This window comes from Shouchella shacheensis, from assembly GCF_001484965.1.
In the GTDB taxonomy this organism is placed as follows: Bacteria; Bacillota; Bacilli; order Bacillales; family Bacillaceae_D; genus Shouchella; species Shouchella shacheensis.
In genome coordinates, this window is record NZ_KQ947394.1 from 89049 (window position 1) to 107496 (window position 18448).

At 48.3% G+C, this 18448-nt stretch carries 18 protein-coding genes; 1 reads left to right on the forward strand and 17 read right to left on the reverse strand.

Going from position 1 to position 18448, the window contains the following annotated elements; translation table 11 throughout:
* Positions 1-10: 10 nt before the first annotated feature.
* The 8 genes from AVZ68_RS02680 to AVZ68_RS02715 all read right to left on the reverse strand — a co-directional run bounded on the left by AVZ68_RS02680 (position 11) and on the right by AVZ68_RS02715 (position 8398).
* Positions 11-991 (reverse strand): Gfo/Idh/MocA family protein, encoded by a 981-nt coding sequence (locus AVZ68_RS02680; RefSeq protein ID WP_059103009.1) that lies wholly within the window; start codon positions 989-991, stop codon positions 11-13.
* 93 nt (positions 992-1084) lie between these two features.
* Positions 1085-1972, reverse strand: coding sequence for a sugar phosphate isomerase/epimerase family protein (locus AVZ68_RS02685; RefSeq protein ID WP_059103010.1), 888 nt, complete (start codon positions 1970-1972; stop codon positions 1085-1087).
* A gap of 64 nt (positions 1973-2036) precedes the next feature.
* Positions 2037-3011 carry a Gfo/Idh/MocA family protein gene (locus AVZ68_RS02690; protein WP_059103011.1) on the reverse strand — a complete coding sequence of 325 codons (975 nt, stop codon included), beginning with the start codon at positions 3009-3011 and terminating at the stop codon, positions 2037-2039.
* Between the two features lie 25 nt (positions 3012-3036).
* Positions 3037-4059, reverse strand: coding sequence for a Gfo/Idh/MocA family protein (locus tag AVZ68_RS02695; protein WP_059103012.1), 1023 nt, complete (start codon positions 4057-4059; stop codon positions 3037-3039).
* Between the two features lie 41 nt (positions 4060-4100).
* Positions 4101-4862: a carbohydrate ABC transporter permease gene (locus AVZ68_RS02700; protein ID WP_082676286.1), complete on the reverse strand. Its 762-nt coding sequence runs from the start codon at positions 4860-4862 to the stop codon at positions 4101-4103.
* A 70-nt stretch (positions 4863-4932) separates the two neighbouring features.
* Positions 4933-5874, reverse strand: coding sequence for a carbohydrate ABC transporter permease (locus AVZ68_RS02705; protein ID WP_059103014.1), 942 nt, complete (start codon positions 5872-5874; stop codon positions 4933-4935).
* A gap of 15 nt (positions 5875-5889) precedes the next feature.
* Positions 5890-7113: an ABC transporter substrate-binding protein gene (locus tag AVZ68_RS02710; protein ID WP_245628044.1), complete on the reverse strand. Its 1224-nt coding sequence runs from the start codon at positions 7111-7113 to the stop codon at positions 5890-5892.
* A gap of 61 nt (positions 7114-7174) precedes the next feature.
* Positions 7175-8398, reverse strand: coding sequence for an ROK family transcriptional regulator (locus tag AVZ68_RS02715; RefSeq protein WP_059103016.1), 1224 nt, complete (start codon positions 8396-8398; stop codon positions 7175-7177).
* Between the two features lie 441 nt (positions 8399-8839).
* Here AVZ68_RS02715 and AVZ68_RS02720 point away from each other — a divergent pair, with 441 nt between their 5' ends.
* The gene (locus AVZ68_RS02720) at positions 8840-9124 is read left to right on the forward strand and encodes a hypothetical protein (RefSeq protein WP_059103017.1); all 285 of its coding nucleotides are present in this window, start codon (positions 8840-8842) and stop codon (positions 9122-9124) included.
* A gap of 120 nt (positions 9125-9244) precedes the next feature.
* Here the strand turns inward: AVZ68_RS02720 and nagZ are convergent, their stop codons facing one another.
* From nagZ to AVZ68_RS02765, 9 genes are all read right to left on the reverse strand, one after another.
* Positions 9245-10978 carry a beta-N-acetylhexosaminidase gene (nagZ, locus tag AVZ68_RS02725; protein ID WP_059103018.1) on the reverse strand — a complete coding sequence of 578 codons (1734 nt, stop codon included), beginning with the start codon at positions 10976-10978 and terminating at the stop codon, positions 9245-9247.
* Positions 10979-11008: 30 nt separating this feature from the next.
* Complete coding sequence (locus AVZ68_RS02730; protein ID WP_059103019.1) at positions 11009-12325, reverse strand: exo-beta-N-acetylmuramidase NamZ family protein; 1317 nt, start codon at positions 12323-12325, stop codon at positions 11009-11011.
* A 419-nt stretch (positions 12326-12744) separates the two neighbouring features.
* Entirely contained in the window at positions 12745-13377 is a 633-nt protein-coding gene (gene hxlA / locus AVZ68_RS02735; protein WP_059103020.1) for a 3-hexulose-6-phosphate synthase, read from the reverse strand.
* A gap of 16 nt (positions 13378-13393) precedes the next feature.
* Entirely contained in the window at positions 13394-14344 is a 951-nt protein-coding gene (locus AVZ68_RS02740) for a sugar kinase (RefSeq protein WP_059103021.1), read from the reverse strand.
* On the reverse strand, positions 14337-15026 hold the full coding sequence (gene rpiA / locus AVZ68_RS02745) for a ribose-5-phosphate isomerase RpiA (protein WP_059103022.1): 690 nt from the start codon (positions 15024-15026) through the stop codon (positions 14337-14339). The genes AVZ68_RS02740 and rpiA overlap by 8 nt, the downstream gene beginning before the upstream one ends.
* A gap of 5 nt (positions 15027-15031) precedes the next feature.
* Entirely contained in the window at positions 15032-15583 is a 552-nt protein-coding gene (hxlB, locus tag AVZ68_RS02750) for a 6-phospho-3-hexuloisomerase (RefSeq protein WP_059103023.1), read from the reverse strand.
* A gap of 15 nt (positions 15584-15598) precedes the next feature.
* Entirely contained in the window at positions 15599-16876 is a 1278-nt protein-coding gene (locus AVZ68_RS02755) for a TRAP transporter large permease (RefSeq protein ID WP_059103024.1), read from the reverse strand.
* On the reverse strand, positions 16873-17367 hold the full coding sequence (locus AVZ68_RS02760) for a TRAP transporter small permease (protein WP_059103025.1): 495 nt from the start codon (positions 17365-17367) through the stop codon (positions 16873-16875). Before AVZ68_RS02760 ends, AVZ68_RS02755 begins: the two co-directional genes overlap by 4 nt.
* 19 nt (positions 17368-17386) lie before the next feature.
* Positions 17387-18394: a TRAP transporter substrate-binding protein gene (locus AVZ68_RS02765; RefSeq protein WP_059103026.1), complete on the reverse strand. Its 1008-nt coding sequence runs from the start codon at positions 18392-18394 to the stop codon at positions 17387-17389.
* Between the last annotated feature and the right edge of the window lie 54 nt (positions 18395-18448).

Here is an 18448-nt window from a genome sequence, read left to right on the forward strand (position 1 = left end):
TCGGCCTCCTCTAAACTCTTATATGATTAAGGGTTACGACTTTTCCTTCCTTATTTGACTGCTTGGCTGCTAGTGTTGCCTCGAGTGTTTTCATCCCCTCTTCATAAGAAGCAAGAATAAGAGCAGCCTCTTTCTTCTGTACCGCCTCGATAAAGGCAGCGTCTTGCACTTCGTAAAAATCGACCTCCGACTCAAACACTTCTTTCTCTCCATTGTCCACGATCGTCAGTGTCCCTCCTTCAAGCGTTACGCGGAACCCTCTGCCCATTAGCTCCACGCCCATCCGATGATCGCTTTGAATGAAGGTGCTAGAGAGCTGGCCAATGGCCCCGGATGCAAATCGAGTCGTGACCGCCGTTACATCAGGTATCGTGATTCCCTCAATATCTTGACTGACTTGCAGCGCCATATGGCCGCTTACTTCAACGATCTCTCCGCCAAGATAGCGAAAAAGGTCAAGAATATGCGTAGACTGCTCAACAAGCTGCCCGCCCGACTTGTCTTCTAGACGGTACCAAGGGGTTTCCACAAATGAGGTTAGATAGTGTCCACGGACTAGAGCTACGTCTCTGCCTTGAAGGAAATCTTTTGCCTTTTGCACAACATCCCAGTAACGCAAGCAGTACCCGGAGGCGTGAAGAACGCCTGATTCCTCGATCACTTTCCATTTTTTCTTCGCTTGTTCAAGGTCCAGCTCCACCGGCTTTTCCACAAATAAATGGATGCCCTTGGCGACAATGTCTTCCTCAAGCGTCCCATGGGCAAAAGGGGGAATGCTTAGAAAGACAGCATCCAGCTTTTCGGCCTCAAGCATCTCGTAGGCATCAGTGTAGGCGCTTGCCTCGTATACTTCGGATTGCGCCTCCACTGCCTGCGGGGAAATATCAGAAATAGCGACAATCTTTGCTTTTGGATTCGCGGCCACATTCTTCAAATGCGCCTGGGCAATGCCCCCTGCTCCTATAAAACCAACGTGAACTTGTTGTTCCATTTTCATGACCTCCAATTTTGTACTAAAGGATCCTACTTCTCCTCTAGCCTTCTGATGTTTCCTTACTACAAAGCCTTCTGCCGTATTCCATCCCTACTCGGACGGGAACCCACGATTTTTAATGACTGCACAATTCCATCTATTTGCTGTTGATTCCTGTCCCATTGAAAGCAGAATATCCATATGCCTGGCTGTGTCGTGGGCAAGCGCCGCTGGATGATTAGCGTACGCCGATAGCTCAGCGCTGATCGCCCCCGTGTAGTTGATTTCGTTTAGCTCGTGCATCACCGCTGGCCAGTTCACATCACCTGCAAGCAGATTGGTAAATCCGGTGATATTGCCCACCTTTTTGTTAAAGTCTTTGACATGAACCTTGACAATGCGATTTCCTAGAATACGAATCCACTGCTCCGGAAAGCCAAATTGCAGGACGTTGCCGACATCAAAGTACGCACCGACAAACTCCGAATCGCATCCATCAATGAATGCCACCATCTCCAGGGGAGAAAGCAAAAACTGGTTCCAGACATTTTCAATGCCAATCTTCACCCCCAGCTCCTCTGCATAAGGAGCCAGTTCTTTGATAGAGTCAAGGCTGCGACGGTAGCATTCGTCATATGCTACCTCAGAGGTAACAAGTCCGGGAACAACCAAAATTGCATCAAGTTCCATGGCATTTGCGAGTTCAAGCATCTTCCGCACCACATTCTTTCCTTGCTCTCGTACTTTCTCCTCACCTGCCGAAAGCGGAAATTCCCACAGAAGCGCCGTTGACAGACTTTCAATCGCAAGCCCTGCCTCTGTCACCTTTGCCTTGATTTCCTTCGCTTCTTCTAGCGTCGTCTCGAGGTTCAATCCGACGTCACCGGGCTTACTCACATTTAGTTCAATAGCGTCGAACCCAGCTTCCTTTGTCCATGTCAGCACATCGGTAAGCGGTGTTCCTGGAGGGTAGCACCATTGGTTAATTCCTTTTTTCATTTTATTCATCCCTTTCGGTTGACCATTGATTAGAGGTCTACACTTAGTGGTGGTTCTGGCTTTTCTACCTTGAAACAGAGACTGGCTGCTTTTCTCTTGCCGCCTGATACGCCCCTTTTGCCACCTCTAATGCACGCAAGCCATCCGTTCCTGTAATGGATGGTGCTGCTTTCGCTTTGACGCTGGCGATAAAGTCTCGGACGAGGCCATCGTCCATGTCATCTCCCCAGAAGGCGTATTCCAGACCGTTATTTTGGAAGACATCAAACTTCTGTCCCTGGGCATCGACCGTAAGCGTTCCTTTCGATCCGATAAATTCAACCGTGACATCCCCCCAGATCGGGAAATTCTGATGGCGCGACCAGCTACAGTCAAGCGTCGCAAAGATTCCATTTTCAAACGTCATCGTCAGAAGCCCCGAATCGTCAATGTCTTTCTCAGTGAATAGTTGATCCACTTCCGCATAGACATCTTGGACTTCACTTCCGGTCACCCAGCGCATGATGTCGACTACATGGACCGTGTGATCAATCACCGCCCCTCCACCAGAAAGCTCTTTCTCGTTAAACCAACCGCCTGGATTTTTGCCACGGTTCGTTCCTTTCATTGCGAGAATTTCGCCGATTTCTCCTTCATCAATTCGCTGTTTCGCACGCTTAATCGCTTCATTAAAACGTACCGGGAAAGCCGTTTGCAGCAAAACGCCCTCTTCTTCGCAAACTTGAATGATTCTCTTTGCATCTTCAACCGTGTGCGCAAGAGGCTTCTCACATAGAACAGCCGCCCCTGCTCTAGCTGCCGCCACCGCGTGCTCAGCATGGCGAGCATTTTCAGAAGTCACCACAACCGCATCAAGTCTCTCCTCAAGCAGTTCTTCGTAGCTCTGATAATACGAGGTGTGGTACGTATCCGCTGCACTTGCTCCTCGATCTCTGTCCTCATCGGCAATTCCAACGAGCTCGACTCCTTCAATCCCGACTAAACTACTTGCATACGCATGGGCGTGGCCATGGGCAAAACTAATGATTCCAACTTTCATCTTGAACTCCTCCTTTTTTCCAGTATTAGGGTTGAATTGTTTGTGCTTCTAAGCTCACCGGGCGCTTCTCTTCAATGGACTGCAACGCAGCGAGAGCGATCTCCATGGCTTTATACGCATCTTCAGCCGTGACCACTGGTTCCTTGCCCGTCTGTATACAGTCCATAAAGTGGTGGAGCTCTCGGTCGTAAGGCGACTGGGCTAGCGGACTCTCGGGAACAGACACACCACCCGATGCTTCCCCTTCCTCTGCGATCCTCTCAGTCACCACAGGCTTTTCTTTGGCACTGCTGTAGCTGATGACGCCGTCTTTGCCTGCAAATTCAAAAGATGTGTGGAACTGCTTATGGGCCCACGACCCTTCAACATGGGCGATGACACCGCTTTTGAAGCGAAGCGTGACGAGCGCGTAGTCCTTCATCGCCTCATTCTCGCCTGTTGTCCCTGCAAGATTCTTCGCATAGACACGCTCGACATCTCCAAAGGTCCAGCGCAGAAAATCAAAATCATGAATAATCATATCGAGAATAAGGCCACCGCTACTATCGTAATTGGCGTACCAGTTTTCGGACGCCCTCGGAAAAGGCCCACCACGCATTGTTCGGGCCACTGCCACCTCTCCAACCTTGCCTTCCTCCATCACTGCTTTTGCCTTGACGTATTCTGGAAAGAAGCGAACCACATGGCCAACAAAAAGCTTCGAACCTTTTTTCTTGCAATAGTCCATCATTTCTCGCGCCTCACCCAGCTGCCGTGCAAGCGGCTTTTCACAAATAACGTCGGCTCCGATATCCGCCGCTTTTTTCACATAAGTCGCATGCTGATTAGTTGGCAGACAGACGGAAACCACGTCAATTTGCCCTTCCAAGTAGCTAGCCGCCTCTTCAAAACTGGCAAAACCCTTTGTATCTAGCTTTTTGGCAAGTGTATTTACGAGCTTTGCATTTTTGTCCACCACACCCATTAACTGAACATTTTCCATTGCTGCAAAGCTAGCGGCATGGGTTGACCCCATTGTGCCTAGTCCTACTACGAGTACTCGAACCATGATTTCATCTCCTTTTTTCAATACGTTTTATTTATTCCTTACTATTTTCGAACCCCACCTAGGGCAATTCCTGCTATTAGTTGCTTTTGTAAGAATAAAAACATAATCAACATCGGGATTGTCGACATGAGCGCCGCTGCCATCAAGAGTGGATAGTCCGTTCCGTACTGCCCTTCAAAGTTGGCAATGCCAACGGAAAGAACACGCATATCTGCAGAGTTGGTCATAACGAGCGGCCACATAAAATCATTCCATGAAGCAAGTACCGTAAAAATCCCAAGTGCAGCAAGTGCGGGTCTAGCGTTCGGCAAGATGACACGCCAGTAAACGCCCCACATGGAACACCCGTCCATAATGGCAGCTTCGTCTAGCTCTTTAGGAATGCCCATAAAGAATTGACGAAGGAGAAAAACGCCAAAGGCACTGAAAATGCCCGGTACAATTAAGGCATAGAAGGTGTCAATCCAGCCAAGTTGGGTCAAAATGGCGTAATTAGGAATAAGAATCACTTGCATTGGAACCATCAACACCGAAAGGATCAAAATAAACAACGTGTTTTTGAACGGAAAGTCAAGACGAGCAAAAGCAAATGCCGCCATCGAACAGAGAAGGAGCTGACCTGCCGTTCGCGCGACTGTTACAAAAAACGTATTAAAGTAATAGGTGAGAAAGTCCCCATTCTCAAAGACATTGGCAAAGTTCTCGAACACGAGCTCATGCGGCCAAAACGTTGGCGGAACCTGCATCGACTCAAGGTACGTCTTTAACGAAGTCGATATCATCCACAAAAATGGAATAATCATAATAACCGCCCCGATAATGAGCAACACATGGATACCTGCTTCCCTCAAAGCCTAGCACTCCCTTCTTGTACTATCCATCGTAATGAACCCACTTCTTCTGGCCAGCAAATTGAATAATGGTAATGACCAAAATCAACAAGAACAGGATAAATGCTTGCGCAGAAGCATAACCCATTTGCGAGAACATAAAGCCTGACTCATAGACGCCATACACAATGGTTCTTAACGGTCCAACAAGTGCCGTCGTGTCCCCAATCATCACAAAAATCAAATCAAACACTTGCAGTGAACTGATCATCGCCGTGATGATGACAAAGAACAATGTCGGTGTGATGAGTGGGAGCGTAATGCTAAAAAACTGTTTAACACGAGAAGCCCCATCAATTTCAGCAGCCTCATAGTACGTAGGGTCAACATTCTGCAGCCCCGCAAGAATTAAAATGATATTATTTCCAATGGTCATCCACACGTACACAGCGATGACCGAAAGCAACGCAATACTCGGATCAAACAACCACTCGGGCTGCGGCAAACCAACTGCACTCAATACATAGTTGAATAATCCGTATTCAGTGTTATACAACCATTTCCATACCATCCCGACGGCAATCGGCATTGTCACAACAGGCAAGAAATAGAGGGCGCGATACAAGATCATTCCTTTAATTCTTTGATTCAACAGCACCGCTACCAAGGTAGCGACCGCCACCGATACTGGCACGGCCACGAGCATGAAGACAACTGTGTTTAACAGAGACCGTAGAAAGATAGGACTTGTCAACAAGGCAACCATATTGTCCAGCCCAGCAAATGTTGGTGATGTTAAACCATCCCAGTAAGTAAACGACAAAGCGAACGATGCAATCGCGGGTCCAATGTAAAAGGTAAACAAGCCTAGAAACGTCGGGCCTATAAATAATAGCGCCCATAAAGCATCTCTTTTCCGCTTATTCTTTCCCACTCCCCTATTGATCTTATGAGGCTTAGATGTTCCAGCTGTTTGACTTTGCATAGCTCGACTCCTTTCTTAGTCCGGCTCCTGACCTTGCCTCAAAATCCGATTCATTTCATCAGCCACTTGATCAAGGGTATCGTCGATGGATTCTTCTCCAAGGAATGCCCCTTGAATCTCCGTTTGCTCCATCCGCTGCCACTCTGCTGTATTTCGAGAGAGCGGATAAGGGGTTCCTGTCTCCTGGGCGTCAATAAAAACTTCCAGGTTCATATGTGGAATCGACTCAAGCCAAAGGTCTCCAGCATCTAGCCTTGCAGGAGTGGAGAATCCGCTTTCAGCAATCTGTTCATTGCCCGCCTCACCGGTAAGTTCTTTCATTAACTCCCAGGCAAGCTCCTCATCCTCAACATGATCGTTCATAGCCCAACTGATGCCGTGCACAACCGCAGTGTCTTCTTCTCCTTCTGGCAATGGTGCTATGTCGATTTGATCGCCCATCGCTTCATTAAATTCAATCGACATCACCGAAATCGCTGGCAGCATCGCGATACGGTTAGACATGAACATTTGGTTCAGGTCATTTTGAATTTGTGATTTGATGTCAGGAGATATTCCTTTGTCAACGATTCGTTTCATAAAACGGAACGCTTCTTTCGCACTCTCCGAATCAAAGCCAGAACTTTGCTGGTCTTCACTTACAATTTCTCCTCCAGCCTGAGGTATGTAGTTGTAGTAGCCTCCCTGATTGCTTACAATCGGAGCTGCATACCCGTACACCCCTTCCTCTGGATCCGTCAGCTCGGCGCCAACGGTTTCTATATCTTCCCATGTCCATGATTCATCCGGATAATCAATGCCAGCTTGGTCAAATAACTCTTTGTTATAGTAAAGCCCGACGGCATCAACAAAGTACGGGGCGCCATGGAGTTGATCTTCATAGCTGTACAGTTCAACAATGCTTTCGTAGTAATCCTCCTTGCTAAACTCATCATCCCCAGCAATAAAGGGCTCCAAATTTTTTATCAGTCCAGGCTCTGCATATTCATAAAAATTAACAGCATTCATCCAAAAGATATCCGGCCCACTCCCCCCACCAATACTTGTTCGGAGCGTGGTAAAATATTGGGCAAAAGGACTATAGGTGACATTCACTTCAACCTCCGGATGCTTTTCATTAAAAGCTTCGATGGCACGGTTCACGGCATCGCTTGCATTTTCGTCCCACAGTGCAACCTCAAGTGTCTTCTGCCCGGAGGTCGTTGCCTCGCTACACCCTCCTAAAAGGACAGCTGCCAATAGACAAACTCCCGCGTATCTCCTCAAACGAATCTACCTCCGTATGGATCAAGATATCAGTCTAAAGTCGACTGTATCGACCAACATGCATCTCTTCCTGCAACAAAACCGATAAAGCTCCTAACATTTCGATATCGCCGCGTAGAGAAGTCATATGAATGCCTACGTTTGCCCCCACCGACGGAAGCGCTCGGCGTGATACCTTCTCGCGAACAAGAGCGAGCAGTGTCTCATTCCCTTGAACCAACTCTCCGCTTAATACCACCGCCTCTGGATTTAGTAAGTGCACCGCATTGACAATAGCCACGGAAAGATATTCCGCCATTTCTTCAATGAGTTGCATACTCAGTGGGTCTCCTTCTTCCACCGCCTCCACAAAAAGTTCGGGAGTGATACTGTTAAAGTCGCCGTCTATGTGTGCGGAAATAGAAGTTTCCACTCCTTGTGTTAACAGCGCAGACACGATTTTCGAGTGAATCGTTGGCCAGCTCACATAGTTTTCCAAGCAGCCCTTATTTCCGCAAGAGCACGGTGCACCTCCTTGTACGACGGCCATATGACCAATCTCCCCAGAGCTGCCACTATGCCCTCGGTAAATCTCTCCGTTCACAAGAATGCCAGACCCAACTCCCTCCCCGACTGTAATGTAGAGCAAGTTCCTATAAGCATCTGCGCCAAAATAACGCTCAGCTATAACAAATGAATGGGTGTCATTGTCCAAGAAGGTCGTGATTCCGAATGTCTCTTCTACTAACTTCTTAATTCCCACTTCAAAAAGAGCAAGCCTTGCGTTGTATTTAATCACCCCCCGTTTGGCGTCAACCACCCCTGGGGCTATAATTGAAATCCCCACACAACGCGAGAGATCTTCTAAATGTTCAACAAATAGTGTAAGCGCATTCAAAAAAAGTTCGATATAGGCACGTCCTTGCCTTTTCTCGGTGGCATGCGTTTTGATCTCCTTGATGTCACCGTTAAGATTCAAGCTGGCAATTCGTATGGATGAATTGCTGAGGGATACGGCAATAACGAAGTTCACATCAGGATCAAATGTATAGAGCACCGGTTTTCTCCCACCCGTAGAATAACCAACCCCCTTCTCCTTGACAAAGCCTTCTCTCATTAGATCGGAAACAATGGAATTTACCGTTGTCGGACTTACTTGAATTCGCTTGGCCACAGCCCTCTTTGAAATCGGACCCTCTAATCGAATGAGATTGAGGATATTTGATCGGTTCATGGCCTGTATTAAGTGCACCTTTTTTTCAAGTGTCAAATCATGCATCAACTCCTAACATCTAGCGCTCTCTTTAAAAAGATCGATGGTCAACTCCTATAAAGCGCTCTTTTTACTTTAAATCAACGTTAATTCTAGATTTTAGTCAGTTAATTTATCCAGTGCCTTTATAAAGTATAGTAAACCCAAAAGTCAGATTAGTAAATAAGGAATGGTAAATTAAGGTCTTTTTAACTATAAAAATTCTTAAATTATTTTGTGTTGGGGTTTAATAGGGGTGGCTTAAACGGTGAGAGGCCTTAAATCTAACTGAAACCAGCAACTCGTTCACCTTATCGCTCATTTTCATCAGCATCTAAGCCTTGTCTACATCATTTCACTCCGAGCCAGTCGTATGAGAATGTTGTTATTTCTCGAATGTTGACGCCCGCTCCTGCTATACTATAAAAAGAAATGACGTTATCTAAGCTAATTATAGGAGTTGATCTAATGGTCAGTCGCGTCTTAAAATCAGTTTCCGGTACGTTCGAAGCGCTTCTCGCAATCCCCGTCTTAGGCGGAAGTTTTGTTGTTTTTATGGGCTATTCGCCGCTTGGCTTCATGTTGATTCTTCATATTGTTGGGCTCGTTTTCGCGGCGATTCATTATAGAGGAAAAGCCGGTCACATTCTTGGTATAATCACCTCCTTGCTCGCCTGGATTCCGTTTGTCGGCTGGGCGTTGCATGCGATTACCGCGGTCGTGCTCATTATTGAGGCTGCCACGGATAGGTAAGAGGGCTTTCGCAAAGTACCAGCCCCATTAAAAAGCGCCGTATCACTCTGGTAGTGATACGGCGCTTATGTTTATGCAATTGCTCCTCCAAAACAGACTCTTTCAAAGTTCAACAAGTCCTTATTTTGGGTGCCCATACTCATACAATCCGGGAATCGTCACCGGCAGTTGGCCCTCCGGATCGATATCACCGAAAATGCTTGCCGCGGCAGCTTCAAGGGAGGCGGGTTGGTATCCGTAGGCGGCAAGATACGTGGACGCATCCGGAAACCCTCTCAGATCATAAGGCGTGTCCAAACCAACGATGATAACGTTTGAACCACTGGTTTCGAGTGCTTCCACAAGTTTGCCGTGTTCCTGGCTTGAGGTTCCGACAACAACCAGATCATGACCCGCAGCCGCCTGGACGATCTCAGTCACCTCCGATTCCGATGGCTGAGTGCCCGTCGACTGAACGGTCGTTTTCACGCCGTGCGCTTCGATGGCCTTGCCAAACGCATCCGCATTTTCCGCGCTAACCACAAAGGCATCCTCGGTTTGCGTAGCATCTACCGGCAAACGGTCGTCGTTGTCCTGGACCAGTGTGATGGCTTGTCTCGCGATTTCCGCAGCAGCTTGCTGATGGTCCTCGGTACCGACGTTCTTAGGCACGTGGGTTTCATTTACAAAAGGGGTTCGAATCATCGGCTTGCCCGTCGTTTTTTTGGCTTTGGCCTTAAGAATCCGTTCAACGGAGGCATCGATGCGTTCTTTCGAAATGTCCCCACTCGCCACCGCTTCTTTCACCGCTTCAATGGAAGCCTTCTGGCGATCAAGTCGGTGAGAAACCAGCACGATATCGGTCCCAGCTTGAATCGATTTGACTGCTGCTTCTTCAGCACCAAAGTTGTCAACAATCGCCGCCATTTCCATGTCATCGGTTATAATCACACCGTCAAAGCCGAGTTCTTCCCGGAGAATTCCGGTTAAGACCGGTTCAGACAATGTTCCCGGAAGACCCGGGGTATCATCGATTTCCGGGAAGGTAATGTGGGCGCTCATGATCATGTCAACGCCCTGATCGATCGCGCGTTTGAAAGGGACAAGCTCGACTTCGCGCAGTCGCTCCATATCGTAAGGAATCGACGGAAGGCCAATGTGGCTATCTACGTCTGTATCGCCGTGGCCCGGAAAATGTTTGGCTGTCGCAAGGACGCCGGCTTCCTGAAACCCTTGAATGTTCGCTGTGCCAAGATCAGCGACCAGATCGGGATCTTCGCCAAATGAACGTACACCAATGACTGGATTATCCGGGTTGTTGTTGACATCAAGGGATGGCGCCAAGTTCGCGTTAATTCCCATCGCCTGAAGCTCCGTCCCAGTCACTTGTCCGGCTTCATACGCAAGGTCCTCGGAGCGAGTGGCGCCTAAAGCCATGCTGCCTGGAAAGATCGTCGTATCCTTTTCAATCCGAATCACACGACCGCCTTCTTGATCAGCGGTGACCATTAGTGGGATTTGATTCTCCTTTTCCCAGGCGAGTTCTTGCAACGCATTGGTTAACCCGGCCACTTGAGATGGGGTGTCGACATTTCTTGTAAATAAAATGATTCCGCCCACATGATACTCATTAATCATGGTTTCGGCTTGCTCATTCACTTCATATGCCGGCCCCGACTCATTTTGAAAGCCAACCATGAACATCTGCCCGATTTTTTCATCAAGCGTCATGTCGTTCATTGTTTTTTCAACCCAACGTTTATGGTAGTTCGCGTTGTCATTTTTCTTATTCGCTGCGGTCTGCGCCGGGGTGAACAGACTCGTGAACACAAGCGTCAAGCCTAGCAACACCAACCATCCCGTTCGCTTTCTCATCTCGCTATCCTCTCCTTTTCATAGGCTCTATCAATGAGGATTTCCTTTTCCCTTTTCTTTGCCCTTTCCTCCTTTGTCATGATAAAGAAGATAGTCTTCTCTCAAGTTTTCGAATTCAGCTACGTCCTCCTGCCAACGTTCTTCGATCTCTTCGGCTGATGTTCCTGCTTCAATGGCTTCACGGATCCAGCCATTGCCGACGAGATTGTCAAAGAAAGAGATGCCTTCACTGTCTTCTGCGCGGAACTCGAAGTCCTCCGGATACATATCTTGAATGGTTTTGACCATATGCAAGCCTGCCGACACCGGTTCAAACGCGTCCTTGTCCGTCACATGAATCTCAATACCACCGGACAGTTCACCAGCATGTTTGGAGAACTGTGGCGTAAAATAACTTGCCCTAAAGGCCACACCAGGAAGATCAAGCGCATTCAGTGCCGCGGCAAGTTCCGTGCCATCAATAAACGGCGCTCCAATCAACTCAAACGGTTTAGCGGTTCCGCGCCCCTCTGATACATTGGTGCCTTCGAACCAGGCTCCTCCCGGATAGACCACGGCTGAATCGGTCGTCGGCATATTAGGCGATGGGAGCACCCACTCCAACCCGGTGTCATCGTAGGTCATCTCACGCTGCCACCCTTCCATTTCCACGACGGTTACATCGGCATCAATCTCGAATTCTTCATTAAATAGTGTGGCTAATTCTCCAACGGTCATACCGTGGCGAATTGGAATCCGGTATTGGCCGATAAAGGATGCATACTCCGGCTCAAGAACCGGCCCCGCAACGCTTTCCCCTCCGAGTGGGTTCGGTCGATCCAGCACGATAAACTCAATATTCTGCTCTTCCGCGGCTTCCATTGCATTGGCCATTGTGTAGATGTATGTGTAAAACCTTGTGCCGACGTCCTGAATGTCAAACACCAGTACATCTACATCTTCGAGCATTTCTGCTGTCGGTGTTCTGGTTTCTCCGTACAAGCTGTAGACCGGCAAACCGGTTTTTTCATCGGTATAAAATTCCACATACTCGCCTGCCTGGGCGTCGCCTCGAACCCCATGTTCTGGCCCGTACAGTGCTGTAAGATTCACTTCCGGATGATCATATAACAGATCGACAATGCTGGATAATTCCTGGTCCACACCGGTGGGGTTCGTGATCAAACCGACGTTTTTTCCATTCACACGCTCGAGTTCTTCTTCAAGAAACCTATCGATCCCCAATTTAACCTCATCTTTCTGCTTGCCTTTGGCTTTACCCGGTGGCTCATGGCCACTTGCCGGCACCACCAGCATCGAAGAAATCCCTAAAGCGAGCGCCGCCACCGCGATGGTCCGTTTTTTCATCTGATCCCTCCGTTCAAGTAATGTAATACATTGCAATCAACAACCTTTTTTTAGTAATCGCTATCTTGATTTTCACACCCCCCAATCACTCGTTCAAGTAGCGCTTCTAAAGGTGCCCTTCTCCAAAAATTGAATCTTACCCTACTTCAAAACCGCATCCGCATGGAATCATGCAAACGAAGTCTGAGGAGATGGGCTTAGATAATTTGAAAGGGCTTTCATAAGTAGAGTATCAATTTTCCTTTTTAGTTGTCTATACCACAAAAGGCCTAGTCAGTTACTTGTTCGTCCTACTCCCCTACAAAGGTCGGAGCCATACTAGGCATTCCCTTCAACAACGCTAAGGTTTCATGCTTATAGACAATAGAAAAAGGAACCGCTTTAGCCGTTGGCTTGAGCGGTTCCTATATCCAATCGCTTCATCTTTTTTCCGAATCACGCATGATCTTTCGCATGGACCTCGCTGCCCCACCTGGATCGTCAGCCTTTGTAATCGCACTCCCAACAATCACAACATCCGGAGAGTGTTCACAAATGCCTCTTAAACTCGCCAATGTGACCCCTCCAGCCACTGAGGTGGTTAGATGGAGGTCTTCGACTAAAGAGAACAGCGCTGAACTTAGCTGATGGTCTTGCTGCTGGTCTTTGCCAATATGCAGCCCAACAAAGGAAACGCCGAGCGCTTTGAGTTGTTTGACCTTCTCTCGTTCACGAACTTGAAGCAAATCGATCATCATCTGTTTGCCATACTTCTCTGCTACTTGATGAGTACCTTGGATGGTGGCATCTGAAGCAAATGCCATCACTGTGGCGATATCAGCCCCCGCGTCGAAGGCTTGCTTCGCCTCATGTTCGCCAGCATCACAGATTTTCATGTCTGCAAGAATCGTATGTTCGGGGAAGGTATCGCTCAATTTGCGGACGATCGCCATTCCGTACTCCTTAATTACTCCCGTTCCAATCTCTATGATATCTACATTCGCTTCAGTCTCTCTTGCTAGCGCCAAACACTCATCCCATGTTAAACGGTCCAATGCCAGTTGTAATTTCATCGCGCTTCTACTCCTCCTACCGTTCCACTCGTTCGATTTCCCCCGTCTTTGCTTGCACATCTTCTAAGTAAGGCAATCCCTCATTATCTCCAACGATGCTGACCACCATGGACCCGATCGTATTGGCAAATGTCAACATTCGAGATAGCGGCCAACCTTGCAGGAATCCGTAAATCATTCCCGCATCAAACCCGTCCCCCGCGCCGACCGTATCGGCAATTTTTGACGCTTTTACAGGAGCAGCTTCGACGATTTCGCCGTTGTAATAGCCAACAGAACCTTTCTCCCCTCTTTTAATCGCGATGAGGGAGATACCGAGCTCTTTGCCCTTTTCAATCATGGCATGAGGGTCGGACTCGCCGAGAATGACTTTCATCTCCTCGTCTCCCGCAAGGAGAATGTCGACATGAGCGAGCAATGGAAAAAGAGCTTCCCTTGCCTCTTCTTTGTTCCATAGCCGCAAGCGAATGTTTGGGTCAAAAGCAATCTTTAGACCATATTCTTTGGCAAGCGCAATCGCCCTCATTGTCACTTCCATGTTTTCTGGGGCAACTGCTGGGAAGATGCCGGTAATATGGAGCAGCTTTGCCTCACGAAAATATTCAGGTTTTAACTCCGCTGGTGTCATCGTTGACGTTGGCGAATGATCGCGATAGTACATCGTGCGTCCACTTCCGTCTTCCATGATTTCCTTGAAGTTCAAGGACGTCGGATAGCCTTCAACGAGTGCCACCTCAGAAACGTCAATGCCTTCCCCTCGGGCAAACGTCCGAATGGATTGGCCGAACTCATCCTTGCCTAGGCGACTGATCCAGCCCACCTGAAGTCCAAGCCGGGAACAGCCGATGGCCACATTTAGCTCCGCACCGCCTACTTTCTTTTCGAAATCATTCACAAACTTAAGCGGGCCAGTTGAATGCGGATTAAAGGTGATCATTGCTTCGCCAATCGTAATCACATCATTCATCGATTCTTCCCTCCTCATGTACGTACTTTTCCACTCCTGCCTTAGTTGCCACGAGAACAACATCGCTCATGCCAACAAACAGCCCGGTTTCCACAACGCCTACGAGCTGTTTCAACAATCGATGCAGCTTCTCTGAGTCCGTGATTGTTCCAAAAGAACAGTCCAGGATGTAGTTGCTATTGTCGGAAATAAACACCTCGCCGTCCTTGTGCCGCAATACAGGTTCACCACCAAGAACAGAAATTCTCGCTGCGGTTTGTTCCCAGCCAAACGGCAACACTTCGACTGGCAACGGGTAAGCGCCCAGACTTCCTACGAGTTTGCTTTCATCGACCATCACGAGCAATCGTTTGGCACAAGAAGCAACGATCTTTTCTCGTACGAGAGACCCTCCTCCTCCTTTTAAAAGGTTCAATCTAGGGTCCACTTCGTCTGCCCCATCAATGGCGAGGTCCAACGTTCCTTCCTTTGGAAAACCCATTAAAGGGATGCCTAACTCTTTGGCGATCGTTTCCGTCTTGCGTGATGAAGGTACTCCCTTCACGTTCAATCCCTTCTTCACTCGGTCTGCCAATACAACAAGAAATTCGTTGACCGTTGAGCCAGAGCCGAGGCCAAGTGTCATTCCGTTCTCAACGTAGGTGACCGCTTGGGTCGCAACACGTTTTTTTCTATCACTCATCGTATCTACTCCAAGTTTGCGTGACGTGCCCGCATCGTTTCTTGGTTCGTTTCTGTAAGTTTTACAATCAGGGCATCAAGCAGCACATGCACGCTTTGATCAAATTGATTGCCTAAAGGCTGTATCGTTTTCGGTTCATGAGACTTGCGATTCTTCGTTGCTGCAGGTAGAACCAGAAGCGCATCACAGAATTTAGCGAGCGGCGTTTCTGGATTGGCTGTTACAAGGGCAACCTGAGCCTTTGCATCTTTTGCTTTAGACACAAAGCCATGCGCTCCGTTTCCAAAGGCGGAGCCAGAAATCAACACAAGCAAATCCTCCGCTTCAATACTTGGTGTAATCGTCTCCCCTGTGACAAACACGTTGTAGCCTGCATGCATCAAACGCATCGCGATCGCTTTTCCCATTAGACCCGAGCGTCCGTCGCCACTGATAAAAATCCGCTTCGCATTGATGAAAGCATTCGCGACCCCTTCTAGTTCCTCTTCACTAACGGATTCAAGAACAACCTGTACTTCATTCACACACGTACGCGCGGTTTCTTTAAATGTTCTCATTTGCCTTCCCCTCTCCTATTCTAGAAAACTTGGCAGCCATAGAGCCAGTTGCGGAAGAAACGCAACAACGGTGATTGCAGCAATAATAATGCCTACGTATGGCAATAGCGATACGATCGAGCGGCTTACCGAAAGCTTGGCAATGGAACTTGCCAGCAGCATGCATAAACCATACGGCGGGGTAATTAAACCGACCGCCAGGCACATGACAATGACAATCCCAAAGTGAACGGGATCAATACCGAACGCCTCAGAGGCTGGGAGCACAATGGGGACAAAGAGGATCATCGCTGGAATCGCATCCAAGAACATGCCAATGAATAGAAATAATAGGATCACAGCTAGAAGAAACATCCACTCCTGCGGAAAGGAGTTTTCAAAGACCCTAGCAATCTGATCGGGCACTCGGTAATAGCTAAACAACCGTCCAAGCGCACTCGCTGTGGCGAGAGCAAACAGTGTTAACGAACTTAATTTGATGGTATCGTAGACGATTTCCGTTAAATCCTTGATCGTAATCGACCTGTAGACGAACATGGCTAGAATGAATGCGTACAAACAGGCAATGATTGCCGCTTCTGTTGCCGTGACAAACCCGCCGACAATCCCACCAAGTATAATGACTGGCGTCAAAAGCGGTGGCACACATCGAACAAACTGACGACCGATGTCTTTCATTTTTACCCGTTTATGCCGTGGATAGGCTTCTCGATGCGAAACAAAACCGACCAATCCCATCATCGCTACACCCATAAGAAGGCCGGGGATCACACCGCCGACAAACATTTGCCCGACGGACACGCTTGTAACGCTTCCATAGACAACCATTGGAATGCTTGGCGGAATCAGCATGCCCATCGTTGATGATGCGGCTGTCGTTCCAACCGCTGTCCCCTTGTGATAGCCTTCCTTAATCATGCTCGGAATCAAGATTTTACCCACACCTGCCGTGTCCGCTTGAGCAGAGCCGGAAATGCCGCCAAAAAACATCGACACGACGATATTTGCTTGAGCCAATCCACCTCGGATATGACCGACCATAGCCACGGCAAGTTTGATCAGACGGTCGGAAATCTGCCCCTGGTTCATAATATTTGCCGCAAGAATAAACAAAGGAACCGCAAGGAGGATAAATGATTCTAGCCCCGAGAACATACTTTGAACAATGAGTTCAAGAGGAACGGAATCAAGCATCCAAATCCCAATAAAGGCGACAATTCCAATCGAAAACGCAATGGGGACGCCAAGAAATAACAATCCGATGAATAAGCCAACAAGCAGGATGCCCGTCATGATGGATTCCCCCTTTTCTCCATGGCATAGAAGTGGTAGTCACTCGCTGCATTGCCAAGTGAGAAAATCATCATCGCTACGCCAGAAATCGGCAAGACAAGCCAAAGATAGCCTTGTTGCAGTTCGGGCAAGGTGTTCACTGTCCACTCCCAAAATAACTTGGCGAGCATGCTTCCATACACCGTCATCATCAATCCAAATGCTGCAATTAACACATGACTAATCAGTTGCACGATTAACAATGAGAGACCGCTTAGCTTATCAAAAAGAAAATCGACCTTAAAATGCTCCTGATGCTTCACCATCACGGCTGCGCCAAGAAAAACCGTCCAGACAAAGGCATAGGTCGCTACTTCCGCCGCCCATAGAATGGTGATGTTGGGCACATACCGTGATACCAACTGCAAGATGATGCAAACGACAAACACGATAAAGAATAGGGCGGCTAAGCGCATCAACACATATTCCATGCCGTTCATTATTGCTTTCATAGTGACTCGCCACCTTTCCTCATTCCTCTGCTAATGCTTGAATCGCTTCATAGAGTTCAAGTGCCCCTAAGTCTTTCGCTGCCTGCTCCCGTACGTGCTCGGTCTGTTCCATAAATGGAGCCGTGTCCACCTCATTCAAGACCGCACCTTCTTCTTCCAGACGCTTTAAGGAATCCTCTGCCATCTCCCGGTCGGCCTCTCGAGCCGCAAGCGTTGCTTCTTCCGCTGCCTTCCAAATGGCCTCCTGTTGCTCCGCATCAAACCTCTCAAGCACCACGTCGGAAGTAAGAAAGAACCGCGTCGCAAAATCATGCTCTGTCAGGGAGATATACGGCGTGACTTCATGATGGCTCGACTGATACATATTGGTAAAATCATTTTCCGACGCATCCACCACGCGATTTTGCAACGCTTGATACATCTCATCCCACGCCACGCTTGTTGGAATAGCTCCAAGTGCAGACCATGCATCTTGCACCGCCGGGGAGTCTTGCGTCCGAATGCTGACATTCTGTAAATCTTCGGGTGCATTCACCTCATGAAAGCCATAGAAATTCCGTACGCCTGCGCTCCAGTATCCAAGTACGCGTAAATTCGTCTCTTCCTCAATCATCGCGTTCGTCTCTTTCCCCACTTCTCCATCAACCACCCGTTCCCAATGCTCCTCACTTGTGAACAAATACGGCATCGAAAACAGATCGACTTCGCGAATTGCCTGCGTCATGAAGCCAGGTGAGACGACCGTCATGTCAACGGCGCCTGAGGCAATGCTTTGCAGAAGCAAATCCTCATTCCCACCAAGAGAACCATCTGTATGGATTTCTGCCGTTACCTCTCCATTCGTCTCTTCCTCAATCACCTCTTTAAAACGCTCGAATCCCACCCCAAAGGGGCTGTTTGCATCAAGCTGTGTGGCTAAAATTAACGTTTCCTGTGCCTCTCCAGCTGCATCCTCAGCTGTGTTACACCCAGCAAGTGCAACTAGTCTGACCACCCCAACACTTGCAAGAAAGATTGTTTTCTTCATGCCTTCCTCCTTTCAACATCCCTCATCCTTCCCTTGGGTTTTCATTAACGAAAG